This window comes from Kiritimatiellales bacterium (assembly GCA_041656295.1).
Classification (GTDB): Bacteria; Verrucomicrobiota; Kiritimatiellia; order Kiritimatiellales; family Tichowtungiaceae; genus Tichowtungia.
In genome coordinates this window covers 24,597-36,823 of record JBBADV010000022.1, presented here as the reverse complement: position 1 = coordinate 36,823, position 12,227 = coordinate 24,597, and the positions used below count along the sequence as shown (strand labels likewise).

The following is a 12,227-nucleotide window of genomic DNA, read 5'->3' as shown; positions in this document are numbered from 1 at the left end:
CAGCTCCTCCCGGAGCTGACCTGAACGCCGCGAAACTTTGCGTTCGCGGCATTCAGGAGGCTCATTCATCCACGGCTAAAGCCGTGGTGTTCTGTCTTCGACCGCATAAATTGGCAGGGCAGTCAGTCCCTTGCCGGCCGTTTTAATTTTCCGGCGTTCAAGAGACGGACTGCCTTACTCAAACGGCGCAACCATATTCACTGCCGGAAACAGTTTGCGTACCGCGCCGGAATCTTTTTTAAGAAACAGCAGTTTCAGATTCGGGCCGGCATCCATCGTGAAATAAAGCTCCAGCTCTTGTTCGCGCGCACGCCAGATTTTTTGCATGGCACTTAACGACTGCGGTTTCCAGTAGCACAGCGGAGGCCGCGCCGCAATCATCGTTGCATGTATGGCAAGCGCATTATTTTCTGCCGTTTTACCAAACAGCGCAAAATCCTGTGCCGCAATTGCCGCGCACAGTTCATCGTAATCACACGCGGCCTGTGCCGGCCATGATTTGTAAAGCGCCGACGTTGCCACCGTGCGGTTCATGCCGGCAGTTGAGCCGGTTTTCTTTTTCGCGCCGGAAATTTCCAGAATTCCAATGCACAGTTCCGGCCATTCACCGGAAAATGTTTCGGCATAACTGTCCATACCGTCGGCGCGAATCCCGGCATGCCATATTGCAAAACCATTGTATATCGAACGCGACGCACTGCCGCTGCCGATCCGCGCCAGCATTGAAAGTTCGCGTTCACCGAAACCCCACCCCAGCAACTGATCAAGCGCTTTGACCAGCGCCGCAAATCCGGATGCCGATGAAGCGAGTCCCGCCGCTGTCGGAATAGTGTTTATTGTCCGTACCTCAAAAAAACTCCCGGCGCGAAACAGATCAAGAAACGTTGAAATCCGCTGCGCAAAATCCGCCGGCGCCGGCTTCCTGTTCAAAAAAATCCGATCGCGGTTTTTTGCAAACTTGATTGTTGTTTGTGTGCCGAGTTTGCCGAGTGAAATTGACAGGCTTGAATTGACCGGCAGATTCAATTCCGCGTTACGCTTGCCCCAGTATTTACACAAGGCAATATTCGCCGGTGCAAACGCCCTGCCGGTTGTGCCGGAATTTCCTTTGGCGCGCTGTAACAGATGTTCTACAAATTGCTGGCGTGTCATGCTGTGTAAAACAATCACTCTTCCTGATTTTAGCAAGACAAAAATAGAGCGCACCCTGATTTCTTCCCCCTTGACTGAGCGGGGTTTGCAGACATAATGCCTGTTTCGATTTAATCTGGATGTTCGGCATTATGATCAAGGTAAAGAATCTGGTAAAACATTTTCCGGGGCACCGCGCCGTAAATGATATTTCGTTTGAAATTCAGCGCGGTGAGATCGTCGGTTTTCTCGGACCGAACGGCGCCGGAAAAACAACCACCATGCGCATGCTGACGGGTTTTCTCTATCCGACATCCGGCACGGTGGAAATCGCCGGCTGCAATGTATTCGACAATCCGGTGGAAACGCGCCGGAAAATCGGTTACATGCCGGAAAGCTGCCCGCTCTACACAGAACTGCGCGTGCACGAATATTTGACTTATCGCGCCAGAATCAAAGGTGTGCCGCGCAATAAAATCCGTGAACGCCGGGATACGGTGATGGAACTGTGCGGACTGACTCACATGAACAAGCGGATTATCGGTCAGCTTTCCAAAGGCTACCGGCAGCGCGTCGGCCTGGCTGACAGCCTGATTCACGACCCCGACCTTTTAATTCTCGATGAACCGACTGCCGGTCTCGACCCCGGACAGATCCGCGAAGTGCGCGAACTCATCCGCCGCCTCGCCGAACGCCACACCCTGCTGCTTTCCACACACATTCTGCCGGAAGTTGAAATGACCTGCCCGCGGATTCTGATCATCAATAAAGGCAAGCTTGTTGCATCGGATTCACCGCAGCAGCTCCAGCGCCGGCTTGAAGGCGAAACGCGGATCGTGGCCGAAATTTCCGGCGCAACAGAAAATATCATCGCAGCAATTAAGGCAATGAATATTGTCGAAGAAGTCACTGTGACACCGCTCACTGACGGCTGGCACAGCTGCTGTATCAATGCCGTGTCTCCGGAAATCCGTACACAAATTTTTGAATGCGCTGTGAAGAACGGCTGGAAACTGCGCGAATTGCATCTTGAAAGCCGCTCGCTTGAAGATATTTTTGTATCGCTCGTCAACAGTGAAGAACTTCCGGAACAATGAAACGTCTGAACGTCAAAAGTCTAAAAGCCGCAGGTCGGGAACACATTTCCGACGCCGGAATTTTGACTTTGAGACCTTCGACTTTAAAACCTTAAGACTGAATTTATGAAAACTTTCCCAGCACTTTGGAAACGCGAACTGGCAGCGATGTTTTTATCGCCGATCGCTTATGTAATGCTGACGTTTTTTCTGCTGATTACCGGCTGCGGCTTTTACTGGCTGGTTAAAGAAAATCTGGAAATGATCCGTTCCATTCAGGGACTGGTGATTGTCATCTGGTTCTGCATGCTGATTGTCATTCCGATTCTTACCATGCGCTCGTTTGCCGAGGAACGCAAAAGCGGCACGTTCGAAACGCTGTTTACCGCTCCGGTGCATAATTCCACGGTAGTACTCGCAAAATTCTTCGGCGTGTGGGGATTTTTTCTTCTGATGTGCGCGCCGACACTGCTCTATCCGGTCATCGTCCGCCTGCTCGATCCGGCTGCTGCAATTCTGCTCGACGGCGGCCCGCTGCTGACGAGCTATCTTACGATCGGGCTCATCTCCGCCGCGTTCACTGCGCTCGGCCTGCTGTTTTCAGCGCTCACCTCGAATCAGATTATCGCCGCCATTGGAACGTTTGCCATCATGGGCATTCTCTTTTTCGGCGCGCTGATTGAACCGACCATTTCCAAAAGTATGGCCGTGCGCGAAATCTGCGCCTACATCTCTTCAGCACTGCATCTGATGGAAGCTGCACGCGGAATTTTTGATTCACGTTCGATTATTTTTTATTTGAGCACTACAGTATTTTTCCTGTTTGCCACCGTGAAAGCAGTTGAAATCCGAAGATGAATAAGACCTGAAAAACATGAAACGTCTGAAAGTTAAAAGTCTAAAAGCCGCAGATCGGGAACACATTTCCGGCGCCGGAAATTTGACTTCCCGACTTTCGACTTTGAGACCTTCGACCTTTGACTTTAAGACCTTCGACTGAGTATTATGAAAATCCGCAAAAGATACCGTTTCTGGACAGGGCTTGATTCATTTCTTGCACTGCTGTTCGCTGCCGGAATTGTGCTGATGCTCAATTATCTTTCGTTCCGGCATTATACGCGCAAGGACATCAGCTTCGGCCGGCTGTATACGCTTTCAGATAAAACCGTCAGTCTGCTCGACAGCCTGAGCCGTCCGGTGCACATCACCGTTTTGTTTGAGCCGGGACACGAACTTTATGACGATGTAAACAGTCTGATTCGCGAATATCAGGCGCACAGCAAGATGCTGGATGTGCAGTGGATTAATCCGCACAAGGATCTGTCACAGATGGAACGGCTGGGTGAAAAATATGAAATCAGTCAGGCCAACGTGGTCATTTTCGATTGTGCCGGCCGCAGCAAATATGTCCGCGCCAATGAAATCGCAGCCAAAGGCAACCGCAACAACGTCGCGCGTATTGTTTCATTTAAAGGTGAACAGGCTTTTTCTTCGGCGATTCTGAACGTATTGCAGGAAACGGTGCCGGTCGTCTATTTTCTCACCGGACACGGCGAACGAAGCATTGCCGATTTTGATCACCGCACCGGTTATTCCGGCATCGCACAGTGGATTGAAAACGATAATGTGCACATCAGACCGCTGCTGCTGAATCACGCAAAACGGATTCCGGCAGAATGTGCGGCACTTGTCATTGCCGGTGCAACCAAAACGCTGGCGCGCGCTGAAATTGAACTGATTCACCACTGGCTGCTTGCCGGCGGACGGCTGATGGTGCTCTCGCAGGCACATCAAACGTCCGGCCTCGAACCGCTGCTGCGCGCATGGGGCGTATTGCTCCGCAACGATATGATCATTGATGCAAACGCCGGAATTGACGGCTTCGTACCTGCCGGTGAATACGGCGCACACGCTATCACCGAAAAACTCGATGCGCTGGCCGCCACGTTTTTATTCCCCCGCTCCGTTGAGCCGGACTACTCGCAATTCGGCACCAACTCCGTCGACCGCCCACAGGTTACGGCGCTCGCGCTTTCATCGCGCACCAGCTGGTCTGAAACAAATGCTCAGCAGTTCCCGCCGCGGTTTGATGCAAACTCCGCCGACCGGCACGGTCCGGTCTCCATCGCCGCCGCTGTTGAAAAAGGTGCGCCGGCGGGACTGCTCGATATTCAAATCCGCCCGACGCGTATCGTTGTTTTCGGCGACACCGGTTTCGTTTCCAACAGCGGACTCACCGGCAGCAATATCAGCTTTTTCATGAGCGCACTCAACTGGCTGCTTGACCGCGAAGAGCTGATGGCGATTGCGCCGAAGCAGGTGGATAATACCCTGCTGCAGCTCACCTATTCTAAACTGCAGTTTCTCTTCTGGGCTGTCGCCGGAATCATTCCGGCACTCGCTGCAATTTTCGGACTCTTCATCTGGTCGCGCCGGAAAAAATAATTTAACTCTGAATCGTGAAAACCCTGAACTCCGAACACTGAACCCTGAACTGACATCATGAAATCACGCTTTACAACTCTGCTGCTCTTCGTCACCGCGGTGCTGCTCGGCGCGTTTATTCTTGTTTTTGAGCACGACACAGAAACATCGTATGAACGCGCGTCGCGGCTGCGTACTGTATTCGCCGTTTATCCGGACAGCATCAATCAGCTCATTTTCGAGCGCGGCGGCGTGACCATCGAATGCAGGAAAATAAACGGCGAATGGCGTATGACTGCGCCGGTACATGCGGCGGTGGATCAGCTGATCATCAGCCGGATGATCAGCGGCATGGCACGCGTGGAGCGCGGTGAACTGCTCAGTCCGGCATCGCTCAAAGAACGCAACCTTTCCGCTGCCGATTACGGCTTCGATGAACCGCGTGCGAAAATCACCTATCGCACGGAACAGAATACCGGTGCCACGTGGCTGATCGGGCGTGACTCGCCGCTGGATAATATGCTGTATGTGAAATCCATCGACAGCGACGTCATCATTTTTGCACCGCAGACGCTCCTGCATCTCGTACCGGAAAATCCGGCGTGGATTCGTTACCGCATTCTGTTTTCCGGCGAATCCACCGCCGTGCGCGGGATTGATATACGCCGCACCGCCGGACTGTTTCAACTGCGCCGTCTCGATACCGGCACATGGCAGATTCAACAGCCGTACACCGGCCGTGCCGATCTGCCGCCGGTGCACGCCTTCACCGAAAAAATTCTCGGCGCACGCATCCGTAATTTTATCGTCGACGAGAAAACAGATCTTGTGCCGTTCGGTTTAACAGCGCCGGTGATGGAACTGAGCATGTTCACACAGGATCAGCGGATTCAAACACTGCGCATCGGCGATGCTGTAGACAATGCGCCGGAAGAGCGCTATGCCAAATATGTTGATTCCGACTCTGTCTTCACCGTTTCATCCGAATGGGTCAACGAAATTGAAACCGCTGCCGGAACGCTGCGCAGCCCGCTGCTGACCGACCTGCCGGCGGAACGAATCACTGCACTCAAAGTCACACGCGGTGAACGGCTGGTTGAACTGATGGAAACCAACGGTGCATGGCAGATTGTGCGTCCGGCGCACTGGGATGCCGACCCGGAAAAAGTGATCCCGATCCTCCAGAGGCTCGCCGCTGCACCCATACAGGAATTTATCGATGCACCGTCTGCCGACCAAACCCTGCGCGTACAGAACGCACCATGGATCATTGAATTTTCAGACGGGGAAAAAACCGGCACGCTGCGCGTCAGTGCGCCCGGCACCAATGACCTGCGGCTGGCACAATATAACAACGAACCGGCGATCTACGCCGTTGCGGCCGGCATCATTCCAGAATCACTTGCGGATCCGCTCTCCTACCGTAAACGCGTTGTGCTGAACATCAGTCCGGCGGCAATCGAAACAATCTCCGTGCGTATCAGTGCGGATTCCATCGGTGTACACAAAAATGAATCCGGCGGATTTGTTGCCGATGCCGCCGGTGAGCAGGTGGTTCCCGCAGCACTCACCAGTCTGATGTGGGAACTGAACAATCTGCAGGTCGAACGCTACGTTGCCTTCAATCCCGAATCGCTTACAATGTATGGACTTGAAAATCCGGCGGTTCACATTACCGTCACTCTCGGTGATACCCATGCAATCGGTCACATCCTTCTCATCGGCGATGCAACAGAGGGCGGATACTACGCCATGCTGCAGGGACAAAACACCGTTTTCATTCTTCTGTCCGAATCCGTTGAAATCCTCACTGCCCGCCTGACCAAACCCGTGGAGTGATAGAGAGGCAGAAAGGGATAAAAACGCAAAAGTACACAGTACCGGAGAATTTTTGACCGGTTGGGCAGGAAGATAACGGTCGGGATGTATCTGGAGATAACAAACTCTGGATTTGTGTTTTAAGTGATACCGGACAGCTTCTAGATAAGCGCGGGGAAAGAGATGGAACTGCTTAAAATCTGTCAATCCGGTGAAAGCGCATTTCAAACTGATGAATTATACCCGTAGTGCGTTCAACTCAATGGATAGAAATATGACAAAACGGAAGGCGGCGAAGAACCGGTGTTCGCCGGAACGAACGGCTTTCTACTTCTCTTCTCACGGAAGAATTAACAGGATCGACTGGATTTTTTCATACCGTTAATCTTTTTAATAACCTTCTGAATCTGTTTTTTGTGTGTTTTATGCAATTTTATGGCTGATAAAACTCCGGCGAACCTGTCGGTTCTGTCATCTAACGTATACCGGTGATTCTATATTGCATTCAATTTTAGACTTAAGGATAATGCATGTTTATGACGAAGAAACCGTATCATCAAATTAATACAGGGATCGACCTGGGGGAGTTTATTAACGTGTCAGAACTGCGCTATGACGGACGGAAACCGGATCAACTGCGTCCGGTAAAAGTTACCCGCGATTTTACAATTAATGCCAAAGCGTCCGTATTAATTGAAGTGGGGAATACAAAGGTAATTTGTGCGGTGAGTCTGGATGAAAACCTGCCGGGCTGGATGCGCGCGCAAAATGCGGAGGGCGGCTGGGTGACCTGCGAATACTCTATGCTGCCAAGCGCAACACCGGACCGGTCGAAACGCGAAGCCGCTGTCGGAAAACTCGGCGGGCGCACTATGGAAATTCAACGGTTGATCGGTCGTGCGCTGCGTGCCGTAATCGATCTGAAAAAACTTGGCCGGCGACAACTGTTTATTGATTGCGATGTCATTCAGGCCGACGGCGGAACGCGCGCCGCATCAATTACCGGAGCGTATATAGCGCTGCGTATGGCGGTTGACCGACTGCTCGAAGAAAAAGTTTTAAAATGCGATCCAATCAACGAAGCTATCGCGGCCGTCAGTGTTGGAATCTGCAAGGGCGTTCCCCTGCTTGACCTTTGTTATTTCGAAGATTCATCGGCTGAAGTGGACATGAATGTTGTAATGACATCGTCCGGACGTTTTGTTGAAATACAGGGTACCGCCGAAGAACAGCCTTTTACCAAGGAGCAGATGCAGCAGATGATGCAACTGGCGGAACAGGGGATTACTGAATTGTTTGCAATACAAAAAACTTAGAGCAAACGTGATATATCGAAATTGACAATCGTGAAGTACGCATCTATCTGGCCGGTGAAGGAAATGCTCAACAGCCTGCTGTATGCGGAAACGAATGCGCTATGCAGAGCAACGCGGTATGAACGCAGTCCCGATCGGGAGGATGAGCGTATTGACAATGCCGTTCTGGCGATCGCAATTGATCATCCGGCTCTTGGACAGGTACAGATCAGCAAATAAGCTGCCTAAAGACGGGATGAGTGCCCGGCAGAGCAACCTCGTCCGGAAGGAATTTTATGAACAGCTGGTTCAGGACGGGAAAAAGAAAACGGCGGCACTCATCGCCGTATCCCGGAAGCTGATCATACTCACCTGCCGGCGGCTCGCAGACCCGGGTTCCAGTTCTTATAAACTTCAATAAAAAACACTATTGCTACTTTATCATTGCACGAATAGCGCGGATATGATCAGGCGTGGTGCCGCAGCAACCGCCGATAATATTTGCACCGGCGGCGATGAGCGCCGGAATCTGCGCAGCCATCTGTTCCGGCGTTTCAGGAAATACGGTGACTCCGTTCTCGTGTTTCGGCAGTCCGGCGTTGGCATGCACCAGAATCGGAATTTCCGGCACAGCCGTGCGCAGTTCACGGACAACCTCGATCATACGCTCGATGCCGTTGCCGCAGTTGGTACCGATGATGTCGGCGCCGGCGGCGGACATTTCGATGGCGAACTGTTCCGGCGATACGCCCATCATGGTGCGGTAACCGCCGTCAGCAATTTGTTCAAACGTGAAGGTGCAAATGACTTCGCAGTTTGTATTTTCTTTAACGGCACGAATGGCGAGTTCGGCTTCGTCGAGCGCGCTCATGGTTTCAATGCAAATGGCAGTCGCCCCGCCTTTTTCAAGTGCGGCGGCCTGTTCTTTAAATGCATCGTAAATTTCTTCTTCCGTGACTTCTTCCATGAGGAGGATTTCCCCGGTCGGTCCGATAGATGCAATGACGCCGGCATTTTCACCGGCGGCTTCACGCGAAAGGCGTGCACCGGCTTCGTTGATTTCGGCGGCGCGGTCAGCAAGTCCATAATGTGCAAGCTTAAAACGGTTGGCACCAAATGTATTTGTTTCAACGAGATCGGCGCCGGCGGCGACATAAGCTGAGGCGATATCGCGCACATCATCCGGGCGGTCAATATTCCACAGTTCCGGGCATTCGCCGGGCTTTAAGCCTTTTTTTTGTAAAAATGTTCCCCATGCGCCGTCGGAAACGAGTATCCGCCCCTCTTTCACCAGCTCGGTAATTTTTTCCATTCCCTTATAGTAGCGCATTCCCGCCGGATTTTAATCATGAAAAGATACGAAAAAGTAATCCGCAGGTTGCACAGATAAACACAGATCTTTGCAACTGCGGATTTAACGGTAGGCATGCAGTCCCTTGCGCGCCGCACGTATGAATGAAAATTAAATTTGAATAATTCGATTTATCGGCGCGCAAGGGACTGCACGCCCTACCGTTCAGAATTACAACGTGAATGAAAATTCAGCGGGGTCAAGATTTGGAATTGCAAGCGCGTCGACAAAACGGTTGTCGAATTCATCAGTTTCGGCGAGATGAAATGCTTTAGGCCCGCAGGAGATTTCTTTGAATGTGCTCCAGATTCCCGGTGCACCGAGCGCGGCATATGCACCGGCGAGCGAGCCGTTGCCGATGACGTCATATTGTTCAAGCGGAATTTCCGGCAGCATTCCAAGCGTAATCGCATTGCCTAAATCCAAATGTGCGGCAAATCCGCCGGCGAGGATAAGACGATCAATATTTTCGGGTGCATAACCGCATTCGCCCAGCAGTGTACGAATGCCGGCATAGATTGCCGCCTTGGCTTTCAGAATTTGGGAAACGTCATACTCGGTAATGAGAACGGCTTCGCCGGTCGCCGAACTTTCCGGCGATGCAATGACACATGCAATCACATTGATGCCGTGGCAATCGAGATCAACATATTTCCCGGCGGCGCGCAGACGATCGCGATCAAACCGCCCCATCGGATTCAGCAGTCCGGTTTTAAAAGCAGTGGCAATGAAGTCGACCACCGCACTGCCGCACAGTCCGCGCGGAGCAGCATCGTCAATAGTTTTATACTCAATCACATCGCCGGCGGTGCAAATAATCTTCTCAATCATCCCGGTATCAGCACGGCCGCCATGCAACAATCCGGCGCCTTCAAACGCCGGACCGGCGGCGGTGGCGGTAGCGTACAGTTTTCCATGATCATTCAGCACGAGCTCACCGTTCGTACCAATATCCACCAGCAGTTCGAGTTTTTGTTTTGAAAGTCCGGCGACAAATAAATCAGAGACGATATCACCGCCGACATAACCTGAAATTGCCGGCACTGTTTTCACAACAGCGTTCGGAACACAGATTAGACCGATTTCCGGCGCGGTACAGTCGCGGAATATTTTCGTGAGCGGTTCAAACGGAATAACACCGATACTCAGCGCTGAAAGTCCGAGAGCCAAGTGACTCATCACCGTATTGCCGGAAAAAACAATTTCAGCGATGCCGGCGGGATTAATTTTACTCTGCTCAATGAGTGCATCGATGAGCGGTGCCACAGTTTCGTTAATAACCAGCTGTTGCAGTTTTTTAATATTGGTTTCATCGGCACACAATGCAATGCGCGTGGCAACATTATCGCCAAGCTCAATCTGCTGATTATATTGAGATTGTTTCGCCAGAATGTTCCCGGTGGATAATTCAACCAGCAGCACCGCAACCGTGGTTGTACCGATATCTACCGCCACGCCAAAGCCGGTTTTATTTTCTTCCGGAATAAAATCCACCGCACAGTTAAAGCCGGAATCGACATACATTCCGGCATTAAACAGCGAAGTCGCCGGAATGTGAATTACGGCATCATCGTACAGCATTTCCGTTTTACACGCGCGTGCTTCCAGCGTTTCGCCGGCAGCCACTGTAACCTTCTTACCGGCGATACGATATGCTCCAGCACCCAGCAGCACCATGCAGCGCCGGCAGGTGCCGCTGCCGCCGCACGGCATATTAATCGGGAATCCGGCTTCCGCCGCCAATTCATAAAGCAACACTCCGGCGCGGTTTTCAACCGCGCCGCTGCGTGCTCCGGATTTAAAAAACAGACTCATGTTGCAAAACAGTTAACCACTGATCTTCACTGATTTTCACTAATATTTTTTAGTGTCAATCAGTGAAGATCAGTGGTTGGTTTTTTACGCATTCATCATGGCGTTGATTTTACTGTTAATCACTTTTTCACGACAGGGAACGCTCAGCACATCGCATTCGGTCCCGAGAATAAACGGATGCCCGGTGGCTTTCATTTTTTCTTCAAGTTCCAGCGTCAGCCGTTTCACTTCGTCCGCACTGATCGCTTCGTCGGAATAGAATTTTTTCGACGGCAGATTGCCGTACATCACTGTATTTTTGGAAACAAGCCCGGCGTCGTTCCACAGCACACGCGATGAGCCCAGACTGAGAATCACCGGATCAAGGCGGTTGAACGATTTTACCATATCATCTGTCAGCTCACCGCAGTTGTGGAAAATCAGGTCGACACCGAGTTTGTCCAGTACCGCTTTTACTTTCAGATTCGGTTCCAGTACAAAGCGCTCAAATATATCCGAGCCCGCCTCCAGCTGATTCGGCGAAAAATAAACCAGATTTGCTGCCGGCTCACAAATAAACAACGCTTTTGCGCCGGCTTCCGCCTGTGCAGTGAGATAACGGATCACAACGCGCGTTGCAACGTCCGACATCTGCTCCAGCAGGGCAACATCGTCTTCGTCAGCACCGGTCATACCCATGCCGGCGAGAAACACCGCTGAAATCGGATCGGCAATCAGTTGCGTTACCAGCGAAAACGGGCCGATGCCCATTCCCACAGTGACCATACCGAGCTCTTTTTCGCGCGCCGCAACATAACTGATCGCTTCACAGGTCGCCTTCATGCGCGGCGTCAACGGTGCCGACGAAATTTTTTCGATGAACTCCGGCGCGACCGTTTGGCTGAAATGATATTTTTCAATATCAGCGTCTGGAACGCCGTACAGTTTCAGCAGCATCTCCTTTTCGAGCGTAAGGTCCATCAGCGGCACCGCCAGCGGGCTGTTATGGCGCCGGGCAGATTTAATAACCGCGTCGGCCAGCAGTTCACCGTTCAGTTCAATCTCTGTCACATTCGGATATTCATGCAGTGTTAAATGTACCGCAATCGGCAAACGCTGATTTTTTGCGGCAAGATCCAGATAAAATTTTCTATCCATACTGCATTCCCCCAACTTAATGATGCCGAACAGTATAAAGAAAGCACCGGAATAAAATAGTCCGTTTGGAAGCCAAAATAGTATAATATTGCTGAATTTATAAAACTTTCATCTTTTATTGAGTAAAACAGAACGGTTAATGTTTTAATATTGCCGTTTTTTAGAAACAACATTTGCTGA

10 protein-coding genes and 1 pseudogene are annotated in these 12,227 nt (G+C 51.4%); 7 read left to right on the top strand and 4 right to left on the bottom strand.

Going from position 1 to position 12,227, the window contains the following annotated elements:
• Positions 1-174: 174 nt before the first annotated feature.
• On the bottom strand, positions 175-1,170 hold the full coding sequence (gene mvaD, locus WC959_11385; GenBank protein MFA5689728.1) for a diphosphomevalonate decarboxylase: 996 nt from the start codon (positions 1,168-1,170) through the stop codon (positions 175-177).
• A 113-nt stretch (positions 1,171-1,283) separates the two neighbouring features.
• Between mvaD and WC959_11380 the strand changes: the two genes are divergently transcribed.
• From WC959_11380 to WC959_11350, 7 genes and pseudogenes are all read left to right on the top strand, one after another.
• On the top strand, positions 1,284-2,228 hold the full coding sequence (locus WC959_11380; GenBank protein MFA5689727.1) for an ABC transporter ATP-binding protein: 945 nt from the start codon (positions 1,284-1,286) through the stop codon (positions 2,226-2,228).
• Positions 2,229-2,330: 102 nt separating this feature from the next.
• Positions 2,331-3,065 (top strand): annotated as a pseudogene (locus WC959_11375) (ABC transporter permease).
• Between the two features lie 147 nt (positions 3,066-3,212).
• The gene (locus WC959_11370; GenBank protein ID MFA5689726.1) at positions 3,213-4,652 is read left to right on the top strand and encodes a GldG family protein; all 1,440 of its coding nucleotides are present in this window, start codon (positions 3,213-3,215) and stop codon (positions 4,650-4,652) included.
• Positions 4,653-4,709: 57 nt separating this feature from the next.
• Positions 4,710-6,470 carry a DUF4340 domain-containing protein gene (locus tag WC959_11365; protein MFA5689725.1) on the top strand — a complete coding sequence of 587 codons (1,761 nt, stop codon included), beginning with the start codon at positions 4,710-4,712 and terminating at the stop codon, positions 6,468-6,470.
• A 515-nt stretch (positions 6,471-6,985) separates the two neighbouring features.
• Positions 6,986-7,765: a ribonuclease PH gene (gene rph / locus WC959_11360; GenBank protein MFA5689724.1), complete on the top strand. Its 780-nt coding sequence runs from the start codon at positions 6,986-6,988 to the stop codon at positions 7,763-7,765.
• A 30-nt stretch (positions 7,766-7,795) separates the two neighbouring features.
• Complete coding sequence (locus WC959_11355) at positions 7,796-7,984, top strand: hypothetical protein (GenBank protein ID MFA5689723.1); 189 nt, start codon at positions 7,796-7,798, stop codon at positions 7,982-7,984.
• 16 nt (positions 7,985-8,000) lie between these two features.
• Positions 8,001-8,165, top strand: coding sequence for a hypothetical protein (locus tag WC959_11350; GenBank protein ID MFA5689722.1), 165 nt, complete (start codon positions 8,001-8,003; stop codon positions 8,163-8,165).
• A 12-nt stretch (positions 8,166-8,177) separates the two neighbouring features.
• Here the strand turns inward: WC959_11350 and WC959_11345 are convergent, their stop codons facing one another.
• From WC959_11345 to WC959_11335, 3 genes are all read right to left on the bottom strand, one after another.
• Positions 8,178-9,074, bottom strand: a complete 897-nt coding sequence (locus WC959_11345; protein MFA5689721.1) for a homocysteine S-methyltransferase family protein — start codon at positions 9,072-9,074, stop codon at positions 8,178-8,180.
• Between the two features lie 192 nt (positions 9,075-9,266).
• Positions 9,267-10,910 carry an ASKHA domain-containing protein gene (locus WC959_11340; protein ID MFA5689720.1) on the bottom strand — a complete coding sequence of 548 codons (1,644 nt, stop codon included), beginning with the start codon at positions 10,908-10,910 and terminating at the stop codon, positions 9,267-9,269.
• A gap of 84 nt (positions 10,911-10,994) precedes the next feature.
• On the bottom strand, positions 10,995-12,047 hold the full coding sequence (locus WC959_11335; protein ID MFA5689719.1) for a uroporphyrinogen decarboxylase family protein: 1,053 nt from the start codon (positions 12,045-12,047) through the stop codon (positions 10,995-10,997).
• Between the last annotated feature and the right edge of the window lie 180 nt (positions 12,048-12,227).